The sequence below is a fragment of the Candidatus Binataceae bacterium genome, assembly GCA_035650475.1.
Lineage (GTDB): Bacteria > Desulfobacterota > Binatia > Binatales > Binataceae > JAKAVN01.
Genome location: DASRHP010000012.1, coordinates 750,049 through 774,871, shown reverse-complemented (window position 1 = coordinate 774,871; position 24,823 = coordinate 750,049). Strand labels below are relative to the sequence as shown.

General features: G+C 67.9%; 21 protein-coding genes. 5 read left to right on the top strand and 16 right to left on the bottom strand.

Annotated features, from left to right (window positions below; all coding sequences use genetic code 11):
• The first annotated feature begins 26 nt into the window (after positions 1-26).
• A complete protein-coding gene (locus tag VFB33_15115) occupies positions 27-1,238 on the top strand; it encodes a D-alanyl-D-alanine carboxypeptidase family protein (protein HZO83024.1) in 1,212 nt (403 codons plus the stop codon).
• A 71-nt stretch (positions 1,239-1,309) separates the two neighbouring features.
• Complete coding sequence (locus tag VFB33_15110; GenBank protein ID HZO83023.1) at positions 1,310-2,224, top strand: DUF2333 family protein; 915 nt, start codon at positions 1,310-1,312, stop codon at positions 2,222-2,224.
• A gap of 25 nt (positions 2,225-2,249) precedes the next feature.
• On the opposite strand, the gene VFB33_15105 is transcribed toward VFB33_15110, so the two are convergent.
• From VFB33_15105 to VFB33_15085, 5 genes are all read right to left on the bottom strand, one after another.
• Positions 2,250-3,320, bottom strand: a complete 1,071-nt coding sequence (locus VFB33_15105; protein HZO83022.1) for an LLM class flavin-dependent oxidoreductase — start codon at positions 3,318-3,320, stop codon at positions 2,250-2,252.
• Positions 3,321-3,391: 71 nt separating this feature from the next.
• Positions 3,392-4,864: a 4-hydroxyphenylacetate 3-monooxygenase, oxygenase component gene (hpaB, locus tag VFB33_15100; protein ID HZO83021.1), complete on the bottom strand. Its 1,473-nt coding sequence runs from the start codon at positions 4,862-4,864 to the stop codon at positions 3,392-3,394.
• 68 nt (positions 4,865-4,932) lie between these two features.
• On the bottom strand, positions 4,933-5,769 hold the full coding sequence (locus VFB33_15095) for a class III extradiol dioxygenase family protein (GenBank protein HZO83020.1): 837 nt from the start codon (positions 5,767-5,769) through the stop codon (positions 4,933-4,935).
• 11 nt (positions 5,770-5,780) lie between these two features.
• Positions 5,781-6,125 (bottom strand): hypothetical protein, encoded by a 345-nt coding sequence (locus VFB33_15090; protein HZO83019.1) that lies wholly within the window; start codon positions 6,123-6,125, stop codon positions 5,781-5,783.
• Positions 6,126-7,019: a helix-turn-helix domain-containing protein gene (locus VFB33_15085; protein HZO83018.1), complete on the bottom strand. Its 894-nt coding sequence runs from the start codon at positions 7,017-7,019 to the stop codon at positions 6,126-6,128.
• A gap of 241 nt (positions 7,020-7,260) precedes the next feature.
• On the opposite strand from VFB33_15085, the gene VFB33_15080 reads away from it, so the two are divergent.
• Complete coding sequence (locus tag VFB33_15080; protein HZO83017.1) at positions 7,261-8,316, top strand: tRNA-dihydrouridine synthase; 1,056 nt, start codon at positions 7,261-7,263, stop codon at positions 8,314-8,316.
• Between the two features lie 15 nt (positions 8,317-8,331).
• Here the strand turns inward: VFB33_15080 and sppA are convergent, their stop codons facing one another.
• Entirely contained in the window at positions 8,332-10,131 is a 1,800-nt protein-coding gene (sppA, locus tag VFB33_15075; protein HZO83016.1) for a signal peptide peptidase SppA, read from the bottom strand.
• 53 nt (positions 10,132-10,184) lie between these two features.
• On the opposite strand from sppA, the gene VFB33_15070 reads away from it, so the two are divergent.
• Positions 10,185-11,522 (top strand): hypothetical protein, encoded by a 1,338-nt coding sequence (locus VFB33_15070; GenBank protein HZO83015.1) that lies wholly within the window; start codon positions 10,185-10,187, stop codon positions 11,520-11,522.
• A gap of 17 nt (positions 11,523-11,539) precedes the next feature.
• Here VFB33_15070 and VFB33_15065 read toward each other — a convergent pair whose 3' ends face one another.
• Positions 11,540-13,708 (bottom strand): acetate--CoA ligase family protein, encoded by a 2,169-nt coding sequence (locus VFB33_15065; protein HZO83014.1) that lies wholly within the window; start codon positions 13,706-13,708, stop codon positions 11,540-11,542.
• A 100-nt stretch (positions 13,709-13,808) separates the two neighbouring features.
• Here VFB33_15065 and VFB33_15060 point away from each other — a divergent pair, with 100 nt between their 5' ends.
• Complete coding sequence (locus tag VFB33_15060; GenBank protein HZO83013.1) at positions 13,809-14,882, top strand: D-glycerate dehydrogenase; 1,074 nt, start codon at positions 13,809-13,811, stop codon at positions 14,880-14,882.
• An 86-nt stretch (positions 14,883-14,968) separates the two neighbouring features.
• Here the strand turns inward: VFB33_15060 and VFB33_15055 are convergent, their stop codons facing one another.
• The 9 genes from VFB33_15055 to prmC all read right to left on the bottom strand — a co-directional run bounded on the left by VFB33_15055 (position 14,969) and on the right by prmC (position 24,795).
• Positions 14,969-15,943 carry a Tad domain-containing protein gene (locus tag VFB33_15055; GenBank protein ID HZO83012.1) on the bottom strand — a complete coding sequence of 325 codons (975 nt, stop codon included), beginning with the start codon at positions 15,941-15,943 and terminating at the stop codon, positions 14,969-14,971.
• 588 nt (positions 15,944-16,531) lie between these two features.
• Positions 16,532-17,662 (bottom strand): pilus assembly protein TadG-related protein, encoded by a 1,131-nt coding sequence (locus VFB33_15050; protein ID HZO83011.1) that lies wholly within the window; start codon positions 17,660-17,662, stop codon positions 16,532-16,534.
• Positions 17,663-17,913: 251 nt separating this feature from the next.
• On the bottom strand, positions 17,914-18,447 hold the full coding sequence (locus VFB33_15045; GenBank protein HZO83010.1) for a hypothetical protein: 534 nt from the start codon (positions 18,445-18,447) through the stop codon (positions 17,914-17,916).
• Positions 18,448-18,491: 44 nt separating this feature from the next.
• Positions 18,492-19,541, bottom strand: coding sequence for a pilus assembly protein TadG-related protein (locus VFB33_15040; protein HZO83009.1), 1,050 nt, complete (start codon positions 19,539-19,541; stop codon positions 18,492-18,494).
• A gap of 242 nt (positions 19,542-19,783) precedes the next feature.
• Entirely contained in the window at positions 19,784-20,518 is a 735-nt protein-coding gene (locus VFB33_15035) for a HisA/HisF-related TIM barrel protein (GenBank protein HZO83008.1), read from the bottom strand.
• 7 nt (positions 20,519-20,525) lie between these two features.
• Positions 20,526-21,200 carry an imidazoleglycerol-phosphate dehydratase HisB gene (gene hisB, locus VFB33_15030; GenBank protein ID HZO83007.1) on the bottom strand — a complete coding sequence of 225 codons (675 nt, stop codon included), beginning with the start codon at positions 21,198-21,200 and terminating at the stop codon, positions 20,526-20,528.
• A gap of 71 nt (positions 21,201-21,271) precedes the next feature.
• On the bottom strand, positions 21,272-22,597 hold the full coding sequence (gene hisD, locus VFB33_15025) for a histidinol dehydrogenase (GenBank protein HZO83006.1): 1,326 nt from the start codon (positions 22,595-22,597) through the stop codon (positions 21,272-21,274).
• On the bottom strand, positions 22,594-23,862 hold the full coding sequence (murA, locus tag VFB33_15020; GenBank protein HZO83005.1) for a UDP-N-acetylglucosamine 1-carboxyvinyltransferase: 1,269 nt from the start codon (positions 23,860-23,862) through the stop codon (positions 22,594-22,596). The genes hisD and murA overlap by 4 nt, the downstream gene beginning before the upstream one ends.
• Before the next feature lie 54 nt (positions 23,863-23,916).
• The gene (prmC, locus tag VFB33_15015; protein ID HZO83004.1) at positions 23,917-24,795 is read right to left on the bottom strand and encodes a peptide chain release factor N(5)-glutamine methyltransferase; all 879 of its coding nucleotides are present in this window, start codon (positions 24,793-24,795) and stop codon (positions 23,917-23,919) included.
• Positions 24,796-24,823: the final 28 nt, after the last annotated feature.

The window sequence follows — 24,823 nt, the reverse complement described above, 5'->3', positions numbered from 1 at the left end:
GTAGTGCCATGAGGATGTCGCCCGCTTTGGCGGCCGTTTCGTTCATGCCCGCGCCGCGCGCCGCGCTCGCGCTGATACTCGCCGTCGTCGCGGGCGCCGCTCTGCTGACGCCCGACACGGCGTTCGCACGCCGTCGCCGTATTCATGCCAACGTACCCGTCGCATCCCGCAGCGCCGCCGGCGACCAGACCTACGCCGAGGCCCTCCTCATCGAGCCCGAGACCGGCACCGTGATGTTCGAGAAGGACACGCATCAGCCGTGGCCGACCGCCTCGCTGGCCAAGATGATGATCGCCTACATCGTGGCGCAAAAACTTGCCGACGGCAGCCTCAAGCTCTCCGACCGGGTCACGACCTCGGCCAAGGCGGCGAAGATGGGCGGCTCCCAGGTCTACCTCAAAGAGGGCGAGACCTTCTCGCTCGATGACATGATGAAGGCGATCATGGTGCACTCGGCCAACGACGCGTCGGTCGCGGTCGCCGAGTACGTCGGTGGTTCGACCGATGGCTTCGTCGCGATGATGAACCGGCAGGCGGAGAAGCTGGGGATGAAGGAAACGCACTACTACTCGGTGCACGGCCTGCCGCCCGGGCCCGGCGAGCAACCCGACACGTCGAGCGCGTGGGACGAGGCGATCCTGGCGGGTGCGCTCGTCCGCTATCCGCAGGTCCTCAAATGGGCGGGGACCGACAGCACGCCCTTTCGCAACGGCAGTTTCGAGCTGCGCAACACCAATCATCTGGTGCGCACGTTCCCCGGATGCGACGGGCTGAAGACGGGCTTTTACTATAAGGCCGGCTTCAACGTAGTCGCCACCGCCCGCCGCGACGGCATGCGGCTTATCGCGGTGGTGCTGGGCTCGCCGCGCAAAGGTGAGAACTTCAAAGCCGCCTCTGAGCTGCTCGCGCGGGGCTTCGCCAACTACGAAATGCGCACGGTCGGCAGGCGCGGCGCGCCGATCACGCAGACGGTCGCCGTCAACGGAGGCACGGTTGCGAGCTTGACGCCGGTGTGGGGCCGGGATTTGAGCGTGCTGCGCAAGCGCGGGGATGACGATCCCGTCAAGGTGCAATTTGAGCTTCCGACCGCGCTCGCGGCGCCGGTGCACGCCGGGGTTCAGATCGGCATGGGGCAGGCGGTCGGCGGCGGCAAGGTGCTGGCGAGCGCGCCGCTGGTTGCGCCGGCGGCGATAGCGCCGCGCCCCTCGCTGTTCGAGCGCGTCCGCCATGTGTTTTGAGCGCCGCACGCGCCGCTGATAGCCGACACGCCGAGCTTGGCCGGCGGCTCGCGATGGCGGAGAATTGACCGATGTCGGTGCGCAAGCTGGGAATCGCCGCGGCGGTCGTGGTCGCGACGTTGATTCTGATCAATCTCGGGCTGCATTTCGGCCAGAAACGCCACGATCATCTCGATTATTCCGTCAGCCAGGCTTTCCCGCCGGGCAAGGCGTTTGTGCCGGGCGAGATCTACGCGGCGACGCTCGCCGCAATAGTGGAGCATGAGCTCAACGATGGCTTCGGATGGCGTCCCAACGATTTTTTCCTGTGGGGGCCGCGCGCGATGGCCGACAACAACGCCAACCGCCAGCTCGGCATCATCATGGCGGTGCGCGAGACGACGCGAGTGTTCCGCGACCATCTGACTAAGGTTTCCTCCAACGAGTACGATCCCAACCTGGTCATCGCCGAGACCGATTTCCGCAACGATGCGACGCGCTGGATCCTGCCCTCGGCCGAGTCAAAGTACCGCGACGGGGTGCGCCACCTGAGGATGTACATCGCTGGGCTGCATGCCAATCCGGAAACCTCGCGCGAGCTCAACCAGCGCAACGTCGAACTGATTCGGCTGATCCAGGTATGGGGCGACCTGCTTGGCGACGCGCACGCCAACCTTTATCGCACGCGCCGCGACGACGGCGGCCGGGTGCGCCCGTGGAATGTTGACGACTATTTCTACCACGCGCAGGGCTACGCGCACGTGATGTACTGCATGATCCCGGCGGTCGAGCGCGAGTACCATCAGTCGCTCACCACCAAGCCGGTGCTCGCGCAGCTCTTCAACGAGGCGCTCGACCCGTTGGGCAAGGCCGCGACGCTCAAGCCGCTGATCGTGCTCGACGGCGCGCCCAACGGGATTTTCGCCAACCACCGGCGCAACCTCGACGCCTACATCTCGGAGGCCCGCCAGAAGTTGTACTCGATCCGCGAGGAGCTCGAGCGCTGAGCGCCGCGTCAGCGGCCCGCCGTCATCAGTAGCGTGCGATTATCTGGTCGGCGAACTCGCGCGCGAACGGAACAGCGCCGCTCGCGGTGGGGATAAAGGCGACCTGGCGGACGCCCTCGGCTTCGAGCGCGTGCAGCCGTTCGCGCAGCTCCTCCGGCGTGCCGCTCATCGTCGCGTGCTGGATCAGCTCGGCCGTCACGAAACGCTCCTCCTCCGGCTGGACGTACAGGCCGTGGCCGTCATGCAATTCGAGGTAATACTGCGGATTATCGGCGAATCGGCGGTCGGCGTATTCCTTATACGCCGCGAACACGGCGCGGATTGGCGCGGGAGCCGCTTCGGGCTGCTGCACACCCTCGTATAGCGCGTGCAGCGCGACCATCGCCCACGGCCCCGCCTCCGCGCGCACCCGCGGCGAGTCGTACGCCTCGCCCGGCCGCATCAGGCACGCCGTACTGAGCAGCACCGTGTACAGCTCCTGCGGTCGCCGCCCCGCCCGCTCGGCACCGGCGCGCGCCCGCGCCCACGTCTCGCGCCATCCCGCGACCGAATTGGTGCGTGAGGTGATGAAGCCGTCGCCCACCTCGCCGGCCAGCTCGATTGCGCGAGGAGCGTTGCCCGCGATGTAAATCGGGACGCGGTCGCGCGAGTTGATCAACTGGAGATCCTGATGAAAGAGCCGAATCATGCGGCGCTCCGCGCCCTCGTGATACTCGACCGCGCCGCCGCCGAGCAGGCCGCGCACCACGCGCACGTGTTCGCGCAGCTCGCTCACCCGGTACGGCGCGAGCCCCATCGCCCGCCGCGCGCTGTTGCCGGTGCCGACCCCGAGCACCACGCGCCCGGGCGCGAGCGAATTCACCGACGCGACCGCGCATGCGGTAACCGGCGCGATCCGCGTGCCGGCGACCGCGACGCCGGTGCCAAGCACGATCCGCTTCGTCGCCAGCGCCGCCGCCGCCAGCACGACGTACGGATCGGCCGCCATCAGCTCCGAATCAGCAGCCCAGCAATGGCTGAAGCCGCAGGCTTCCGCGACGCGGGCTTCCTCGGCGGCGCGCGCCGCACTCGGCATCATCAGCAGGCCGAAATCCATAGGGCGTCCTTTCCCCGCCGCGGCGGTCTCCGCGCAGGCGTCGGAGCGCGCGTCGGGCGTTGCCGCGGCGGTTAAGCTTGGCCGGCGTCGTCGCGCGCGGCGCGCGCGATAAAGTCCCACACGCGCCGCTTGAGCGAATCCTTGAGCGCGTAGTTCTGGCAGCGCGCGATCGCAAGCCGCCACGGGTCGCCCGAGAAAAATCGCTCGTAGAGCGCCTGGCGGCCGCCGAACGACGAGCACGCGACATCCCAGGCAAGACGGAACAGCCGGATGCGCTCCTCGGCGCCGACGCCCACGCCCTGGCAGTACAGCGCGACATCGGAAGCGCGTTCGCCATCCAGTTCCGTCAGCGATGGCATCAGCACCAGGTTGCTGGAACCGAGGATTTGCACGATCTCGACCAGCCGCGGATAGAGCTGCGGGAACAGCAGGCGCACGGTCCAAAGCGGCTCGGCATTGGGCAGCACGGTACCGTTGGGCCCGGGTACGTGATCGGCTTCAGCGGCGCGGATCGCCGCGCGCACCAGCTCGACCGTGTTGATCATCTCGGCGAGCAGGTTCTGCACGTTCTCGGCGCGCTGCGAGTTGACCACCTCGCACATGTTGAGCGCGACGCCGAGCATGAACTCGGCCTTGGCCAGGTTCTTGATCGCGAACTGATGCATGATCTGGTTCATGCATCCGGTCTCGACGAACAGTCCGTTGGCGAGTGCGACGTCGCGCGCGATGAACACGCGCTCCCACGGCACCAGCACGTGATCGAAGATCGCCACGCAGTCCATCTCGTCCATCCGCGCGGAAAGCGGATGGTCGCCCGGGCGACCCCCGCGCTCGGTCAGCGACGGGCGGCAGATGAAGCGCAGTCCCGGCGTCGCCATCGGGATGCAGAAGGCGAACGCGTACGGGCGCGCCTCCTCGGAATTCTGCAAATAGGTGGACGGGAAGACCGCGATTTCGTTGGCGAACGGCGCCAGCGTCGCGACCGACCGCGCGCCGTTGATCACGATCCCATTGTCGGTCTCCTTGACGATCGCCGCCGCCACGCCCGGCGGCTGATGCTGCACCGGCTTTGACTTGTCCACTGTCGGGCTAAGCAGCGTATGGGTCAGGGAGAGGTCGTGCTCGCGCAGATATTCGTAGTAGCGGCGGATGTTGCGCCCGAACTCTTTGCCCGCGCGCGCAAAGTAATCATGCGCGGAGCCGAATCCGGTGAGGTGGATGTTCATGAAGTCGGGCGTGCGCCCCATCATCCCGCCGCACCAGTCCATCCATGTCTTCACCATCGTGCGCCGGCGCACGAGGTCGTCAGCGTTGGCCGGCTCGATGTAACTGAGCCCGATGCGGTCGCCGGTCGCGGGTGAACGATAGGTCAACTGCTCTTGCAGGTCGGCGCGATGCTGGAGGCCGTACAGCTCGGCGAGCGAGCGCGCTGCCGGGCCGAGCCGCGGATGCGCCACGACATCGGCGACCCGCTCGCCTTCAAGCCAGATTTCGCGCTCGTCGCGCAAGGAGTCGAGGAACTGCCTCCCCGTGCGGATTCCCATCGCGCTCCTCCTGCCGCTATTTCCCAGTGCGCTTCGCTCGGTCTGTGACCGTCATCGGGACGTCCCCCTTAGTCGGCTGCGGCGGGACGGAAGCCGGCGATGCCGTAACCCATGAGGCCGAACGGATAGTAGTACTTGAGCTCCATCGTGCTCGCGGACGGCAACGCCGCGCGCATCGCCAGCCACTGCACGACTTCGACCGAATGCTCGCCGCCGAGCCGCGCGAAATCCGCCATCGTGTAGTGCGCAAGGCTATGCGGCGCGCGCTCCAGGAGGTCGAGAAACTCGCGGTCCCAATACGGAAAGACCGCGCCGAAGTTCGCGCCGGTGAGCTGATGCGAGAGTCCCCCGGTGCCGATCACCGCGACACGCAGCGGCTCGGGATATGACGCGACCGCCGCGCCGACCGCCGCGCCGAGTGCCCAGCAGCGCGCGGGCGTAGGCAGCGGTTCGAGCACCACGTTGATCGTCATCGGCACCACCGGCACGCGCCAGCCCTCGTCGATGAGCGGCATCGGCGACAGGAAGCCGTGGTCGAGCTCCATCCGATGCGCGGCGGCGAGGTCGAAGCCGCCGGCGATCAGCCGCGCCGCCAGATGACGCGCCAGGGCGGCGTGGCCCGGCACGGGCGGCAAGCGGCGCGGCCCGAATCCTTCGTCGGCAATCTCGTAGCGCTCGGCGACGCCGATCGCAAAGGCCGGCCATGCGTCGAAGAAGAAATTGTCGACGTGGTCATTGTAGATCACGACCAGTGCGTCGGGGCGGCGATCGGCGAGCCAGTGCGCTGCACGCGCAAACGCCTCGAACAACGGCTTGAAGCCCGCATCGCGCGCCGCGCCGCTGTCGTAGGCGTGCGCAATCGACGGCGCATGCGAGCATCCGAGGCCTGCAACGATCGTCGCCATCGCCGCCTTCCCTAGGAGCCTTCAGGCAGAATGGCGAGCGCGCGATTGCGCCGGCTCTGTTCGGCGAGGAAGCGCTCGAACTCCGCTTGGTTCATCCCCCGCATGGCGGCGCCGACCTCGACGAGGCTCACACCGAGCGTCGCGCCGAGCTTGGTGAGCAGGTAGATGCTGACGCCGGCGTCAACCAGCCCCTGCCAGTCGCGCTCGACCAGAAGCCGCATCCCGCGCTCGCCCACCGCGTAACGCGCGTAGAACCCCGGGGGATCAGTGCGGCACACCTCGCGATTTTCCGGCCGCCGCAGGTCGTAGAGCAGCCGACTAATCGCGTACGCATTGACCTCCCGCGCGTCGTTCATTTACGCCCGCCCCATCGTGACCGGCGCCGTCGCGCCGCCGCCGTTATCCTGTGCGGGCGGCGCCGCTGCCGGACGTTCCTCAGCGCCGGCATGGCCGAGCTCATGCGATAGCTGCGCGGCGGCCTCGCGCAGCGCGGCGGCCAATCCGGAGTTCGGATCGCCCGCGATCGCTGCCGTGGTGCCGACGAACGCGAGCGTCGCCGCCACCGTCTCATGATCGAAGACCGGCACGGCGACGGTGCGGATACCTTCGACCACGTGCGCGCTGATCGCGACCTTGCGCCGACGCACGGTCTCGACCTCGCGCATCAGTTCAGCACGTGCGGCGGGCGGCAACTGATCGAGCAGGCGGCGCACGGCGTTGGCGTCGCGATGCCACGCGAGGAAGATCTGCCCTTGCGCTGAGCCCAGCGGCAGTGCCGAACCGACCGCGATCCGGATTTGCACCAACTTGCCCAGCGGCTCGCGCGAACGCACCACCACCGGCCCGTGGCCGCCCCAGATGCTCATTACGGCGGTCTCGCCCGCCTCTTCGGAGAGCCGGTTCAGGTAGCCCTCGCCCAGATTGACCACGCGCAGCGCACCCACGGCAGTCGCGCCAAGCTGGATAAGCAGGGGGCCGAGGCCGTAGGTGCTGACGCGCACCTGGCGCAGCAGGCCGGCACGCACGAGCGAGTTCAAATAGCGATGGACGGTCGAGCGCTGGAGGTCGAGCGCGCTCGCCACTTGACGCAGATGCAGCTCGGGCATGCCGCCGGTAAAGAGTCCGAAAATCGCCGCCAGCCGCTCGACCACCGCGACAGTCGAGCCGCGTCCGGTGCCGCGCGGGCGAATACGCGCCGCGGCCTGAAGGCTCTGGGCGGAGGCCTTCGTGTCGTTCCTTTTTGCAGACACTTTGCCCACAAAGAACGCTCTGCCGCTCGTATACGGCAGACACCGGCGCAATGTCAAGCGGTGGCACCGGCGAAAGGAAGACGCGCAACAGGAACGCTATTTCACCAGAGCACGAGTTGACAAATCAGATGCGACAGGTACAGGGTTTGCAGACACCCATGGCTATTTGCACAACAGGGAGCCGGCTATCTCAGCGACTGACTGCCGCCCCGCCCGTCGGCTGAGCCCCAGGAGATTGTCGATGATCGATCTGACCACCGACTTGGGCCGCGTCAGGCTCAAGAACCCGCTTATCTGCGCCTCCTCAGAATTTACGATGAGCGCCGAAGGGATCCGTGCCGCGCTCCGGGCAGGAACCTCCGCCGTGATCGCCAAATCGGTCAACGAATCACCGGCCGCTGCCCGCCAGCTCGATATCGCGGAATACGTGCTGTTGGACTCGAAGTGGCGGCCTGCCCCGTGGGACGCCGCGCCCGCCGACGCCTCGCTCTTCTGCCGCTCGGGCCTGGTCCAGATGCCGCTCGAGCAGTGGATCGAAATCGTCGCGCGCGCGGATCAGGAAGCGCGCGCGCACGACGCCTTCGTGGCGGGCAGCATCACGGTCGCCGATGCCGCGCCCGCCGCGCGAATCGCCGCCGCGATGGAGACCGCGGGCTTGCGCTGGATCGAGCTTAATCTCAGCGCCCCGCACGGACGGGAGGCGGCGCGCGCTGCGATACGCCAAGTCACTGCTGCCAAGAGCGTTTACGACTATGTCCGCCAGGTGCGCGCGGCAACCACCGTTGCGCTGACCGTCAAACTTAGCGCGCAAACCGCCGACCCGCTCGCGCTCGCCGAGCAGGCGCTGCGCGCTGGCGCCGACATGCTGGTCCTGATGGGCCGCTTTCAGGGCTTCCTGCCTGACATCGACACCTGCCGCCCGCTGCTCGGCTCGGCGGGCGCGATCGGCGGGCGCTGGGCGCTGCCGCTCACGCTTTATTGGATAAGCAAGTGCTACAAGGCCCTGCCCGCCGGGGTGCCGCTTATCGCAACCAACGGCGTGCGCACGGGCGACGACGTGATCCGCGCGCTGCTGAGCGGGGCCCGCGCGGTGGAGATCGCGAGCGCCGTGCTCGCGCGCGGTCCCCAGGTTTTCGCTGAGATGCTTTCCGCCATCGAGGCCTGGGGTGAGCGCAAAGGACTTGCGCGATTGGCCGAAATCGTCGGCCGTGCCGCCGACGCCTCGGCCAGCTACGGCGCGCTCGCCCCGGTCGCGCGCAAAGGCTATCCCTGGGACCGCTTTACACGGGGCGGCTGACGGCCGCCAAACGCTCTAGAAGAGCGGACAGAACAGCAGCGCGCCGCCGCGCGCGAGCAGCCTCAGCATCGCCGGCGTCCACCGCTGCGGCATCCCGAGCGCCTGCGCCAGCACACCCGTTCCCCACGGAACGCCGGTCGGCGTGGCCATCGTCCGGAGTCCGGCCCAGATCCCGCGCGGCGCGTACAGCGCGATGTCGTGCTCCTCGCCGGGCTTCAGTCCCGCACGCTCGCGCGCGATTTCGATCGCGCGGTCGAGCCCGCCCAGTTCGTCGATGAGCCCGCCGCGCAGCGCGGCGGTGCCGCTCCATACCCGCCCGCGCGCCATCGCCTCGGCGCGCGCCGGATCGAGCCCGCGTCCCTGGGCAACCTTGGCCGTGAAGTTCGCGTAGAGCTCGCCAATCGCCGCGTCGAGCTGGGCCAGCTCGGCCGGACTGAGCGCGCGCGCCATCGACAGCGCGTCGCCGCTCTCGTCGCTCTTGACGAACTCGACCGTCACCCCCAGCGCGGCGAGCGCGCGTCCCAGGTTGAACCGCGCGTACACGACGCCGATCGAACCGGTGACCGTGCCTGCGCCGGCGACGATCCGGTCGGCGCCCATCGCGACGTAATAGCCACCCGAGCCCGCAACGTCGCCCATCGAGACCACTACCGGTTTGCCGCGCTCGCGCGCCTCGCCCAGCGCGCGCCACACCAGGTCCGAGCCAAGCGCGGAGCCGCCGGGCGAATTGACCCGGAATACGATCGCGCGCACGCTTTTGTCACGCACGGCGCGGCGGAACTCGCCGACGACCGCCTCGGCGCTCAGGAAGTCGCCCGCCGCCGGCGCTTCGCCGGCGATCACCGGGCCGACGCCGTGAATCAGCGCCAGCCGCGCTCGGGCGGGGCGGCGCCGGTAGGCCGTGCGGCGCAGGTAGCGGTTGAGTCCGACGAAAACCCGCTCCTTGCGGGTGGGGTCCAACTCGGTGCGCAGGCTTTCAAGATAGTCGGCGCGGTCGATAAGCCCGGCGCCGATCGCGGCGCGGACGCTGAGGAAGCCGGCGCCGGCGAGCTGCGCGGCACACGCGGGATTGAGCGCGCGGGCCGCAGATATCCGGGAGACGAGGAGCTCCTTCCAGTCGGCGACGATCGCGGCCAGGCTCTCGCGCAGCTCGGCGGACATCCGATCGCGCGTCAGCACCTCGGCCGCCCCCTTGTACTCCTTCCATTGCAGGGTCTGGGCCTCGATCTGAAGCTTGTCGAGCGCGCCGCGCAGAAACACGCCGCCCGCCGCCGCCCCGAGCATCGTCAGCACCGCATTGGGATTGGCGATCACCTCGCCCGCCCCGCAGGCAGCAAGGTATTCACGCACGCCGACGCTGTCGCCCTCGAGCAGCGCGATCGTGCGCTTGCCCGCGCGGCCGAGCGCGCGTAGCAGCGTGTGCAGTTCGTCGGCGGTGGCAAGTCCGGCCTCCAAACCCGCGATCCGCACGATCACCGCGCGCAAGCGCGGATCGCGTGCGGCCGCTTCGAGCGCCTGGCGGACCTCGAACAACGACGCCGCGGCACGTCCGCGGAGCTGATCGAACGGTGAGCGCGGCGGCCCTTCGTGCAAGGCGCCCGCAAGCTTGAACACCAGGACCGCGTCGCGCGGGATTCGCGCCGGCCGCCATACGAAGACGTAAAACCCGGCGGCCATCGCCGCCGCCAGCGCGCACAGCGCCACGCCCTCGCTGCGCAGGCCGTGACTGATCGCTAGCGCCCCAAGGGCCGCCAGCACCCCGGCCGTAATTGCGACCCTGATCTCGCGCCGCAGTAAACGAATCGCTATCCTCATCATCCGCTCCCCTGATGTGTGTGCGGGTGCATCCCTAAAGCTAGCGTTTTTCCATGCGCCGATCCTTCCCGCTCCCGTACCTGCTCGCCTGCGCCCTCGCAGGATGCTCGATGCTCGGCCTTGGCGGCAAATCCAAAACCCAGACGCCCGCTTCGACCGCGCCGCAGTACACGGCAACGATGGAGATCACGCCGGGTATCACCGTGCGCGGCCTGGTCAAGACGCCGCCGGGCTTCATGCCGATCGCCGGTGAGCCGCCGCTGTGGCTGCAAGGCGGAAGCGAGATCGGCCTGGTCGGTTCGGTCAACGACCGCACCGAGGTTCTCGGCTTCAGCGGCAAGGGCTACAAGAGCGTCCGTCTCATAGCCGCCGACGGCGGCCCAGGCGCACGCAACGGGCGGATCGTTGGCCTCGCGGTCAGCCCTGACGGTATGACCCTGGCGGTCGCCGAGGGCGAGCCGGGGCGGGTCGAGATCGTACTGCGCTACCTGCTGAGCACTGCGGGCGAAAACTCGGTGGCAGCCTTCGACGGCACCTTCCACGCAGTAACTCTGAAGTGGGTCGCGCGGACCGAACTGGCGGTTGGCTTGGCGGCCGAAGCTCCGGCGCCGCCGCCCATCGCGCCGCCGCAGGCCAACGCGGGCGGTCTTTTCTACATCGACGTCGCCGGCGCCGTGAAAACAAGGCGGGTCGCGGTCAACTGTGCGCTCTCGCCGCTGGCTTTCAGCCCCGACCGGCGCTTCGTCGTCGGCGAGGGCGATTCGAAGGCTGCGCCGATGATCCTCGATACCAAGACCGAGGCCTGCCGCGCGCTCAGCATCGCAAGCCAGGTGCGGGTGCTGGGATGGGCGCCGGGCAGCGCGGCTTTTCTTTACGCCGCGCCGGCGACCAGCCTCACTGGTCCGGGCGTCTTCCGCTACGACCTCGCCACTGGTCGCAGCGAACTTATCGCCGTCGCCTCGGGGGCTGCGGCCTATCTCAACTCGGGCGCGATCGTCGCCCTGGGCAACCGCGAGCTGACGTTCAGGTCGGCGCTGGCCGCGCCCAACCGGGTGGTAACCGCGCAGTTGGCGACCTTCGAGCCCACCGAGCCCGAGGTCCATATCGAGTCGCTTGGCTTGCCGACGACGCCACGGATGCTGATGGCGAGCACGATGGCTTACACGCCGGCGTTCGCGCAGGTGGCGATGCAGATGTACACGGCGTCGCAGCAGGGAGCGGCGCGCGAAATCGTCAGCTACTCGCTGCTCGACCGCAAAGCGTTCGTCCTCGCGCACGGGCCGCTGCGCGGTGCGGCCGTCATCGGATGGTCGCCCAAAGCCAACCGGCTCGCGGTCTTCGACGGCGACGCTGGCTCGGGCGTGCTCGCCGTGATCGCGCCCAACCGCTGACGCCGCAGCGGCCGCGCTCAGGCGTTTGCGCGGCGCTCCCAGTAGTGGGCGGCAGCGCTGAAGGCGGCGGCGGCGCGCTCGAAGCTGTCGAACACCACCAGGCCGCGTGAGCGCGCCAGTTCCTTGGCTCGCACCACGATCGTCGCGACGTGGGCCGGATGGAGGATTACGGCGAAGGCCTTGCGCGAGCGCGCGTTGAACTCTGCCAGCTTGTCGAGCAGCGCGGTCAGTTCGTCTTCATGGGCGGCCCAGCGCGCCGCGCGCAGGCCGGTGCCGATCTCGAGCACGGTCGCGTCAATCACGGGATCGCGATCGAGGATGTCGAGGATGCGGTCGAGGTTGCCCTGATGGTGCCCCATCCCGATCGTGCCGCCGGCGTCGAGCGGATTGCGGTAGCTGCCGCCGATGGTGTTGAAGAATCCTTTAAGCTCGGCATACGACGCTTCCGAAAGCGCCGGCACTTCGAGCCCGACGGCGGCGAAGGTGTCGGTGATTACCACCGACTGACCACCGGTCATTGCGACCAGCCCCATCCTGCGGCCCGCAACGCGCCGCCCGCGTGCGAACAGCTCCATCGCGTCGAGCATCTCGTCGAGGCTTGCGACTGACACCGCCCCGCCCTGCTCGACCAGCGCGCGCCATACCGCCGCCGGCGTCGCCAGCGAGCCGGTATGCGAGAAGGTCGCGCGCGCACCGGCCTCGGTCATCCCACCCTTCCATACCACGACCGGCACGCGCGCGGCCGCGCGGCGCAGGCTCTCGAAGAAGCGCCGTCCGTCACGCACGCCCTCGATGTACATTCCGAGCGCGCGCGTCGCCGGGTCGTCCGCCATCAGATCGATGAAGTCCGCCGCCTCAAGCATCAGCACGTTGCCGATCGAGGCGGCCTTGTTGATACGGATGCCGCGGGTGGGCGCCTGCGAGCAGAAATTTATGCAGTGGGTGCCGCTCTGCGAGATGAAGCAGACGTCGCCCTGGGTGCCGACCTCCTGGTCGGGAAAATTGCACAGTCCGATCGCCGGGTTATATAAGCCCATGCAGTTGGGGCCGACCAGCGCGATGTCCGACTCGGCGGCCGTCGCGCGCAGCTCGCGCTCGAGCTTCACGCCCAGCTCCTCGCCGGTCTCGGAGAAGCCCGAGGTGAAGAAGCCGATGCCGGCGACGCCCGCGGCGACACAGTCCCTGAGGATGCGCGGCGCGACCTGGCGCGGCACGGCGCTGACGGCGTAGTCGACCGGCTCAGGCAGCTCGGCCAAGCTCTTGTAGTTGGCGACGCCCATCGCCTCGATCCCGGGAATTTCGCTAGGGTCGATCTGGATCGAATAAAGCTTGCGTGAGAAGCGCGCCATCGCGCGCAGCCACAGGTAGCCGCCGACCCGCTTGTCGCCGATCACCGCCACCGCGCGCGCGTCGAAGGCGCGGCGCAGGTTTTCGACCCGGCGGGCGTGGCGCGGATCGGCGGGCGCCGCGGGCTTTGCCGCGCCGGCGTCGAGCAGGATGCGCGCGTCGAGCACGCGCAGACCATCGGCATAGGCGGCGACCGGATTGAGGTCCATCTCGCGTACTTCAGCCGCCCGCGCGGCAAACTCGGATACGCTCGCGATCAGCTCCGCGAGCGCGCCCAGATCGACCGGCGCGCCTCCGCGCGCGCCCCTGAGCAGCGCCGCGGCGCGCAGCTCGTCGAGCATCGCGCGCGCGCCGGCCGCGCTGACCGGCGCGAGCCTCAGCGCCGTGTCCTTCAGGACCTCGACGAACACGCCGCCCAGCCCTGCGACAACCAGTGGCCCGTAGCGCTCGTCGCGCGTTACCCCGACGATCAACTCCACTCCCGCCGGCGCCATCGCCTGCACGCTGACCCCGTCGAAGCGCGCGTCGGGACGCGCGGCAGCGAGGTTCTGCCGGATCCGCGCGAACGCCGCCTTCACCTCGTCGGCCGATCGGAGCCCGAGCGCCACACCGGCGACCTCGCTCTTGTGGGCGGCGTCGGGCGACAGCACCTTGAGCACGGCGGGGAAGCCGCAGCGCGCGGCGAGTTCGGCCGCCTCGTCAGCGCTGCGCGCCACTGCGGAGGCGGCAACCGGCACGCCGAGCGCCGCCAGGACTTCCTTGGACTCGACTTCCGAGAGTGCGCTGCGCCCGGCGGCAGCCATCTCTGCGACCAGCCGATCGGCTTTGCTGGTATCCACAGGCATCGCGTATAGCAAAGCCGCCCAACGATTTGAATTGAAGCGCCGCGCCCATGTAGCGTGAAGCGCGCGTCTTTGGCCTATGCAGCGAAACCCGGCGATGCCCAGACGCGGCTCGACGCCGCGCTCGCGAGGCGACACTCCGCGCGTCTTCGTGACCCGGCCGATCGCGGAAGCCGCGCTACGACGGCTGGCGGCGACGGCGCGGGTCGATCTGTGGGACGCCGAGATGCCGCCGCCGCGCGCCGAGCTGCTTGCCCGCGCCCGGCAGGCCGACGCCGTGCTCAGCATGGTCACCGACCGCTTCGACGCCGCCGCGATCGAGGCTCTGCCGCGCCTGCGCGCGATCAGCAACTTCGCCGTGGGCGTGGACAATATTGATCTCACCGCAGCCACTCGCGCCGGCATCCCGGTCGGCCATACCCCCGGCATCCTGACCGAGACCACCGCCGACCTCGCCTTTGCGCTGCTGATGGCGGCGGCGCGGCGGGTCGTCGAGGGTGACCGTTACGTGCGTGCCGGGCGCTGGCGCACATGGGGGCCCAAGGTGATGCTCGGGCGCGACATTCATGGCGCGACGTTGGGGATCATCGGGTTTGGCGCGATCGGACAGGCGATGGCGCGGCGGGCGGCGGGTTTCGGAATGCGCGTGCTGTACGTCCCCCGCCCGCATCATCGGGAGGCTGTGGATGACGGCTTATCGTTGAGCCGGCCGGCCACCTCACGCACGCGACGCCCCCGCGCAGGCGAGAAGCTCCGGCCCAAAGCCGTCCCGCTCGCGCGGCTGCTCGCCGAATCGGATTTTGTTTCGCTCCATGTCCCGCTGACTTCCGCGACACGTCACATGATCGGCGCGCACGAACTGTCTGCGATGAAGCACGGCGCGATCCTCGTCAACACCGCGCGCGGACCGGTCGTCGATCAAGCCGCGCTCGCGCTCGCCCTGCGCAGCGGACGGCTGGCCGCCGCCGCACTCGACGTGACCGACCCGGAACCGATCCGGCGCGACGATCCGCTGCTCAGGATGCCGAACGTGATAATCACTCCGCACATCGGCAGCGCCAGCCATGCCACGCGGCTCAAGATGGCCGAGACCGCGGTCGATAATCTGTTCGACGTCTTCGCCGGACGACTGCCGCGACACTGCGCGAATCCCGGTGTGCGGCCGCGCTGACCGAATTGCGCAAAACGCGCCGACCCGGCGGTGCAGTTGCGCTGGCGCGTTCGCAAGCTGGCACCGCCGGGGAGGACAGACCGGGGCTAGCGGACTAGAATCGGTCTGCCTCGGGCGCCGCGGAATGGTGCACTCGGGTCGGGCGGACTGTCGTGGGCGACCTGATCGATGAAATGGGCCTCGACCGTGGCCCCTTCGACCCCATCGACCCACAGCGCGGCGAACGCCTTGACCCGGGCTTGATGCGTTGTGTTGTCCCATTCGACCATCGGCACGATTACGGCGCGGGGGTCGATTGGGTCGTGGCTCAGATAAGTCGCTTTGGGGAATCTCCGCTGACCGGCGGCGACTCGCACGCGGAGTCCACGGATTGCATCGTCAGCCACGCCGTCGGGCGCCGAAGGTAGCTGGTCGCCGATTCTGAGCGGACCTGGGTAACCGTTGGCGACGCCCGCGCGCGCGTTAGACGCCGCGCCGTCCATGCCCAGAAGGTCCCATCCGTCGGCACGCGAGCCCTGATGGCCCAGCGCAACGACCTGATTCTGTTTAAAGGGCGTGCGGTAGTCGAGCGCGATTGGAAGCAGGTCGCACCGGCCAATCGCGCTGCAGGCGCTTTGAGACGCGCGCGAGGGGTTGCCGCGGCTGCCGTTGCCGTCGCCCACGACACTCGGCGCGTATGGGGCTTCGGCCGTCGCCGACGCCGCTGCACTGCCGGCGTACAAGCCCACAGCGCGCAAAACCCCCCGAACGCCGCCTATGCGGGCCGTAACGGTGATGGTCGAGCCGTCAGGCGCGATCACGGGTGCGCCGGCCAGCTCCGAGTCTCGGATACCGTTGGCTTCGGCGTAAACAATCGCGGTCTGCCGGGCGCGCCCGGGATCCGCTGGCAGATAACCGGCGCCCGCAAGCGCCGCTGAATCGACGCCCCTTTGCAGCCGCGCCCAATGCAGATAGAGCAGGCCGACGTCAGTGGCGAGCGCAACTGTCCCTACCAGCGCGGCCAGCACCAGTGTGAGCACCACTGTCCGCTTCGTCCAGCCGTCGCGCCGTGCCCTCCTCACAGCCCCTCCCCTCCGTTATTTTCCAGTCTCCGACGGGGTAGGTAGGCAAGCACGTAACGTACCGAAGAAAATTGCCGATAAATCAACTGCGACGCCCTTTGACCAAGGCGGCCAACAAGGGCGTAAGGGCTCCGCCCGTTGCGCATGCGCAACGGCGGCTCAGGAGGGGCGCTGCCCGGCGGTGCGTGAGCTCACAAACCACGTGAGTTTGGCACCGCCGGGCGAGACGAGCCGACGGGGGTGGGGGAATCGGCCCGTCCTCAGCGCTGGGACAGGGGAGAGACGAGAGGAGGCTTGGGACGTGGAGAGAGTCATTTACGGCTCATTCAGTCTAATTGGAGCAATAGCAGGTTATGTGCCGGAAACATTTTCGAAGAAAATCAATGACTCTTCTCGGTGATCCGAGCCGTAACATAGGCGCGTACGCAACTCAGCCGTAGCACGCACGCAACCTCGTGTCATTGCGAGCGGTTGCGCAATCTTAGTTAAGTGTTCGCGTGTAAGTGGCCGATCGCCTAGATTCGCCGCAAACAAAAAGGCGCGCGGCAGCCACGCCGCGCGCCTTTCCTCCTGACCCGCCCTCGAAATTCAGGTCGCCGGCCACTCGGAGCCCGGCAGCGTCGGGCATCCGCTGTCCGGGCACAGAATGGCTTTGAACGGGGCCCCGAGCGTAGTTGTCGGCGTTGTCCCGACCGGCGCGCCGCACCAGGCGACCGGCGGGATCACGGTGGCGACGATGGTATTGTTGTTGCCGCTCAGCGCCTGCACGTAGAGCGTCACGAAGTCCACCACGGGCACGTTGCTCTTGCCGCCCTTGGCCTGCGTGTAATCGACCAGCGGCACCACGATGATGTGATGGTCGTTGGCCGAAAACGAGGTCGGGACGCTCACCGGCGTCGCGGTCAGATTCAAGCCGCGATCGGTGAAGCCCTGCGCGGTGGGGCCGACGATGTTGCCGGTTTCGGTCGGCAAGGTATCGCCCGGCCGTATCGTCTGCGTCTCGCCGTAGCCGATGTTCGAGCGGTAAACCGAGGCGCCACTGCCCCCGATAGCAAGCGGGTCCCAGTTGCCAGGAACGCCGGTAATTACACAGCCGTTCAAGACGCAGTTATTCGAAGCCTTGAACTGGAGTTGGGTCCCGAAATTATAGGCCCCGCCACAAGTATGGTCCCCCGCCCCGGGAGTGCCCGATCCATAGCAACCGGCAGAGCCATTGCAGTTGAGCTTGCACGGCAGGCCGAAGGGCGCCGCGCCACACACTCCCGTGGTGGGCAGAATACCCGCCGTCGCGCGTACGGCGACGCCCGCGTCATTGATCCCGATAAGCTTGAAGAAAAAGTACGGCACCGTTCGCCTGACCGTGACGGTCACCGAGCGTTCGTCGGCCGCCGGCGTTATCGTCATCGGGTCAGCGGTGCCCCCGGCGCAGACCTCGGTGTTGCCCGGGCAAGTGCCCTGGGTCTGTACGCTGACGCCGTCCTGACAGGCGTAGAGCTGCGCGCAGGCGGTGACGGCGCTGTTGTCGGTGGTGGTGGGGTCACCCGTGAGTTGCTCGGCGCCGGCGAGCGCGGCGGCGTCGGCCGCCTTCTGCAGTTGGACCCAATTGTAGTAGAGCACGGCCATGTCCATGCCCAAGCCCATGGCGCCGATGAGCACGGGCATGGCAATCGTGATGACGACCGCCATTTGCCCCTTGGTGAGGCGCAATTTTGGTTTCATTTATAACTCCCCTGCCCCAGTTACATTCAGTCAATTTAGCTTATTATAAGCTAATAGATTTTTAGTCGCGAACTCTTGGCCTGTCAAGCTGACATTGAGAGTTATAACCATCTATTTTGTTCAATACATGCTTCATTCATCTCTTATTTTCCGCAAACGGCACCGCTAGAAGAAAAGACCGCAAGCCGTGCAAAAAAAAACGGCGCGAGCCTTCGACTCGCGCCGCCCTAGCACCAATATCCGTCCGACCCCTACTCGGTCGACATAGCCTCGACGCTGTTCAGGGAACTGGGAAACGGAATCCCGAAAAAAGATGGCGGAGTGGACCTGCTCAGGAAGATGATGCTCCGCGTGCCCATCGTCATTGAGATCTTGACTTCAGTTCCGGCTAAGCGCGAAGTGCCGGCCGCGGGACAGGGCCCAGGGGCCGACGGCGGGTTCGGGGGAGCACCGGATGGCGGCACGCACAACATAGAGATCGTGATGCCGTCGGGCGTGGGGCTGCCGCTTCCAGCGCACGACACCCCTCCCGCAGAGATGACCCGGCTCATAAATGCGCCGGCGTTCGTGGTGATAAAGTTCACCAGGTCGGGCGTGCAAACCTTAGCCTCGTTCTTGGGGCCGGTTACCCAGCGCGCTGCCATGAAATTGAGTTGAGCCAAGGCTACCGCGTAGCTGCCGATCAGCGCGAATTGGATCGCGATGAAAAGCACGATCATCGCGACGATGGATGCCAGAGCGAATTCGACCGCTGCTTGGCCGCGCGATGGCTTGGCGAATGCCATAACTTCCAAGCTCTCAGATCAACGACTCTCCTAAATCCGCCCCGTCAGGTCGGCCAAGCACTGCTGGGAAACACGGGACATCCAGAGTCAGGGCATAGAATCGCTTGGTAGAGACCATTGTTCGGAGTCTGGCCTGGCGTCGGGGCAAGCCCGCAACCGGGGACCGGTGGAATTACCGTAGCCGTTAACACCGGGCCATTGCCGCCCTGACGGATGTTGGTCACCCACATCGTAACGAAGCCCAATACAGGTACTGTGGACTGACCGTTCTTTGTCGCTTGAGTGTAATCAACCAATGGCACCAGAATTATCTGCGGGCTAGGTGTAGGTATGCTTTGCCCCTGCTGCGGCGCTGGCAGCAAGCTCTGCCCATCCATTCGAGCATTCATGCCATTAACCACGTCGCCAACCGTTCCACCGGGCTTGGTGCTGAGCCACTGTCCCGGTGTCACGCCAACGTCTGTCGAAGGGTTGGCAATGTTCTGTTCTATGGTTTTGCCGCCGGGTCCACCAATCTGCAGCAATTCCCAGTTGCCAGGCACACCCGTCGAAAGTGTCCAATCGGAGTCGAGCCCGATGGACTGATAAAGGTCGTACGCGCCACCGCAAGTATTGTCACCCTGTCCGGGTGTCGGCCCGTAACTAGTCTGCGCGCATGGAAGCCCGATCGGCATCACCCCACATGAAACGCTACTGGGAACTATACCGGCGAGCGCCCTCGCAGTGACCAAACCCGACTGAACGCCGACCAGCTTCAGAAAATAATAGGGTACCGTACGCGACACAGTCACCGTGACCGACTTTTCATCGGCGGCGGGGGCAACATTGATCGTGTCGGCGCCGGATACTCCATTTAGCTGAGCGTATTGCTGGCCGACATTCTCCACAGCCGTATTGTCGGTGGTCGCTGTGCTGCCGGTCAGGTGTTGCGCAGCTGCTAACGCCGCCGCGTCGGCTGCCTTTTGAATCTGTGCCCAGTTCAGGTAAAGAATCCCGATGTCCGCTCCCAGCCCTACAGCGCCGAGCAGGACGGGAAGCACGAGCGTCAGAACGACCATCATCTGACCACAGGACCAGCGCGAGCGCCTGTTCATGTGACACCCCTTCCGCGCGCCTCTCCCTGAGGGCGTGCGAACCTGAGCGGAGACCAACCACCCCCTGCTCCGCTCTCTTTAGCTAACGTTGCTTTTTTCATTCTGTACATTTGCACGCGGTGAGGCAAGCGCATTTGAGACGCCCTCGATCCCATTGGACCACAATCGCGTAACCTCTCGATTTTGCGTCAGTTTTGGGCTCCTTCACGAAGGCAGCACGCCGCTGACAAGTCAGTTCGCAGCTATTGCGCCGCTGCAATTGCCTGCGCGAGTCCGAACCGCCCCTCGTAAAGCGCGCGCCCGGTGATAACGCCGGCTACGCCATGCGCGAACATCCGGCGCAACTCAACGATATCTTCGAGTCGCGCAACCCCGCCCGAGGCGATGACGGGGATTCCCGCCGCGCGCCCGACCCCCGCATACATCTCGGCATCGACGCCGCGCTCGGTCCCGTCGCGCGCAATGTCGGTCAGGATCACTGCTGCGACACCCGCGCTGCGGAAACGTTCGAGCGCCTCGTTGACGCCGAGCGCGCTCGTCTCGCGCCATCCGCGGATCGCCAACCGCCCATCGCGTACGTCGAGCGAGCCGAGGATGCGCGCCGGGAATTCGCGGCAGGCGTCGTCGAGCAATTGCCGATTGAGGATTGCGGCCGAGCCGATGGAGACGTAGTCGGCGCCGGCGGCAAACGCTTCGCGCACCGACTCGATCGTGCGAAGACCACCGCTGAAGTCGAGCGCGCATCCCGCCACCGTCCGAATCGTGCGCAGCGCGGCGAGGTTGCGTGGCGCGCCGATCGCCGCGCCGTCGAGATCGACGACGTGGATTATCTCCGCTCCCGCTTCGGCGAAGCCGCGCGCAGTCGCCGCCGGGTCGCTGCCGTACACGGTCGCGCGGTCCATCTTGCCCTGCCACAGGCGCACGACGGCGCCGTCCTTGAGGTCGATCGCCGGAATGACGGTGAACTTCTCGAACAAGCGTGAGCTACAACGACAGCGTGCCCTTGGTGGAGAGCGCGCCTGCGACGCGCGGCTCGCGCGCCGTCGCCTGGTCCATCGCGCGTGCCAGCGCCTTGAACAGCGCCTCGATGATGTGGTGCGGGTTGCGCCCGCCGACAAGGTTGAGATGGAGGTTCATCCCGACCTCGTCGCTCAACGCCTTCATGAAGTCGTGTACCAGCTCGGTCTGGAAGCTGCCCACGCGCTCCTGCACGATCGGCACATTGTAGGCGAGGAAGCTGCGCCCGCTGATGTCGACCACCGCCGAGCACAGCGCCTCGTCCAGCGGCACCATCGCTTCGCCGAAGCGGCGGATCCCGGCGCGGTCGCCGAGCGCCTGGCGAAAGGCGCGCCCGAGCACGATTCCGACGTCCTCGACCGTGTGGTGTTCGTCGATATGGAGATCGCCGCGCGCGTGCAGTTCGAGGTCGAAGAAGCCGTGGCGGGCGAAGCTCTCGAGCATATGGTCAAGGAACGGGACGCCGGTGGCAATTGTGCTGCGGCCGGCGCCGTCGAGCTGGAGCGCGGCGCGGATCTCGGTCTCGCGCGTCTTGCGCTCGACGGTCGCCGCGCGCGGCGCGCCGGCCGTCGAGCCGTTGGCGCCCGCCGATGGGCGCCGGCGCCTGGCCGCCGTCTTCTGGTTGTTGGCTTTGGTCTCCATTGTGTACGTCGCGCCACCGCGTCAGTTCGTCCTGGTTGCGAACGAGCTAACCCCCATCAGCCTCCTTGCGTTCAGTGCCGCCGCCCAGCTTGCCGCGTCGGCGCGCGCGGCTCAAGCCGCAGCTCGACCGCACGCGCATGCCCCTCGAAGCCCTCCATCCGCGCCAGCCGCGCGACCGCCGGTCCCAGTTCGCCGAGCGCCCGCCGCGAGGCTTCGATTATACTGGTGCGGGCGAGAAAATCGTACGCGCCCAGCGGCGAGGCGAAGCGCGCGGCGCCGCCGGTGGGCAGCACGTGATTCGGCCCCGCGAGGTAATCGCCTAGCGGCGCCGGGCTGAGCCCGCCGACGAAGACGGCGCCCGCCGCGCGCACCCGCCCAAGCCATCGCGGCGCGTGCCGGAGGTCAAGCTCCAGATGCTCGGGTGCGATGCGGTTGGCTATCTCGAAGGCTTCGGCGAGGCTTGCGACCACGACCAGCGCGCCGCGCCGCGCAAAGACGCGTCTGACCGCCGCCGCCCGCGGAAGATCCACAAGCACGCACTCGAGCGCCGCGGCGACCCGCTCGGCCGTCGCGCGCGAGGGCGTCAGCAGAATCGCCGCCTCGTCGCCCGAGCCATGCTCAGCCTGCGCGGCAAGGTCGGCGGCGACCCATTCGGGCCGTGCGGTGGCGTCGGCGATCACCAACACCTCACTCGGTCCCGCGACCTTGTCGATGTCGACCACGCCGAACACCATCCGCTTGGCCGCCTGCACCCAGGCGTTGCCCGGCCCGACGATCTTGTCCACCGGGCGGATCCTGCGCGTACCGAAGGCCAGCGCGGCGACCGCCTGCGCGCCACCGACCCGGTAGAACTCATCGACGCCCGCAATCGCCGCAGCCGCGAGCACCGCGGCCGATTCGCCCGCGGGCGACGGCGGCGACACCATCACGACCTCGCGCACGCCGGCGACTCGCGCCGCTATCGCGTTCATCAGCACGGTCGAGGGGTAGGCACCCTGCCCTCCAGGCACGTAGATGCCGACGCGCTCGAGCGGCCGCACGATCTGGCCGAGGCGCATCCCCAGCCCGTCATGGTAGCTGAACGAAGCGTCGAGGGTGCGGCGATGAAAGTCGCGGATACGGCGGGCGGCGAGTTCGAGCGCGCGGCGCTCGGCGGGCGCAAGCGCGCGGCGCGCCGCTTCGAGCTCGGCCGGGCGCACGCGCAGGCGCGCGGGCGAAAGCTTCACGCGGTCGAATTTCGCTGTCAGCTCAAGAAGCGCGCGATCGCCGCGGCGACGGACGTCGGCTACGATCCGCGCCACCGCGCGCTCCAGGGCACGCCCGCCGCCGCCCCGCCGCGCGAGCAGCGCGGCAAGGAAGCGGCGGAACTCGGCGCCGCGCGCGCTTAGAATCTTCACGCGGCTTCCTCGGCCGGCACGCGCTCGATCGCCGCGCCCAGCGCGCGCAGCTTCAAGTCGAGCGCCTCGTAGCCGCGGTCGAGATGGTACACGCGGCTGAGCTCGGTGCTATTGTCGGCGGCGAGCCCGGCCAGGATAAGCCCCATGCTGGCGCGCAGGTCGGTCGCCATCACCGGCGCCCCGCCCAGGCGCGTTGGGCCGCGCACCACCGCGGTCGGCCCCTTCATCACGATATCCGCGCCCATCCGCATCAGTTCGAGCGCGTGCATGAAGCGGTTCTCGAAGATGGTTTCGGTGATAACTGAGGTGCCCTCGGCCTGGGTCAGCAGCGCCATCATCTGCGCCTGGAGATCGGTGGGAAAGCCCGGGTAGGGCAGCGTGCGCAGCTCGACCGGGCGCAGCGCGCCGGGGCGCGCCACGCGCAGCCCGCCCTCCACCGGCTCGACCGTCGCGCCGGCCTCGCGAAGCTTGGCGACGACCGCTTCGAGGTCGTCCACCGGAGCGTCGCGGATCACGAGGTCGCCACCGGTAATCGCCGCCGCCGTCATCAGTGAACCGGCCTCGATGCGGTCGCGGATCACCGTGTGTTCGGCGCCGTGCAAGCGCTCGACGCCTTCGATCTCGATGACGTGGGTGCCCGCGCCGCTAATTTGCGCGCCCATCGCGGACAGCATCCGCGCAAGGTCGCGGACTTCGGGCTCGCGCGCGGCGTTTTCGATGAGCGTGCGGCCGCGCGCGCGCACCGCCGCCATCATGATGTTCTCGGTCGCACCGACTGACGGCGTATCAAGCCACACCCGCGCCCCGCGCAGGCTCTCGGCGTGCGCCTCGACGTAGCCGTGGCGCATCTGGATCCGCGCGCCAAGCGTGCGGATGCCGGCGATATGCAGATTGACCGGCCGTGCCCCGATCGCGCATCCGCCCGGCGTCGAGACCCGCGCGCGGCCGACGCGCGCCAGCAGCGGCCCCAGCACCAGAAACGAGGCGCGCATCGTCTTGACCAGTTCGTAGGGCGCCTCGTGCGAGGCGACCGCGTGCGCGCAGACTTCCAGCTCGTGCTCGCCGGTCCATCGCGACTCGACGCCCAGGCGCGCCAGCAGGTCAAGCGCGGTTCTCACGTCGCGCAGACGCGGCACGTTGTGGATCGCGACCGGCTCGTCGGTGAGCAGCGCGGCGATAAGACACGGCAGCGTGGCGTTCTTGCTCCCGGCCAGCGCGACCGTTCCGCGCAACGGCCGCCCGCCGTGGATAATCATCTTGTCCATCTGCGAATCGTCGCTGCGGACCTGCGATCCGCCGCTCCCCCTTACCTGCTTCTGCTACGCAGCGCGGCTTGGCTCGACATTCCCGCCCGCGCGGCGCGCGCGCACCACACGCTCGACGCCGGCCAGGTCGCGCACTATCGCGAAATTGACGCATCCGGCGGTCTCAAAGATCCTCGCCACCGCACGCGCTTGCCCCGCACCGACCTCAACTATCACTTCACCCCGGCAATGAAGCCAGCGTTCAAGGCCGCTTGCGATTCGGCGATAGAAGACAAGCGGGTCTGGGCCGCCGACGAGCGCGGCGCGCGGTTCGAACTCGCGCACCTCCGGCGCCAGCGTATCCGCTTCTGCCTCGGCCACATAGGGTGGGTTGGAGACGATCAGGTCGAATGGTCCGCCATCCCATCCGTGCTCCAGGGCGCCGTAGCAGTCGCCCGCAACGAACCTGATCCGGTCGGCGCATCGATGGCTCCGCGCGTTGCGTTGCGCCACTTCGAGCGATACTTCAGATATATCCGTGGCCACAACCCGCGCTTGTGGCGCGTTGACCGCTATCGCCACCGCGATCGCGCCCGAGCCGGTGCCGAGGTCGAGCACGCTCGCTTCGGCCCGGCCGGAGAGAAAATCCAGCGCGCATTCGACGACCGTCTCGGTCTCCGGACGCGGAATCAGCACCGCCGGATTGACCTCGAAGTCCAGCGAGAAAAATTCGCGATGGCCAACGACGTAGGCGAGCGGTTCGCGCGCCGCCCGCCGCGCAACCATCGCCTCGAACCGCGCGAGTGCGCCGGCGTCGGGTCGCGCCGCGCCGGCAGCGAGCGCCGTGCGCGCCACGCCCGCGGCTTCGGCCATCAAGACTTCGGCGTCAAGCCGGGCAGTCTCGATCCCGGCCCGCGCCAGCCGCGCTGCGGCATCCTGCAATGCGGCCGCCAACGCAGTGCCGGCTTTGGCTTCGGCGATC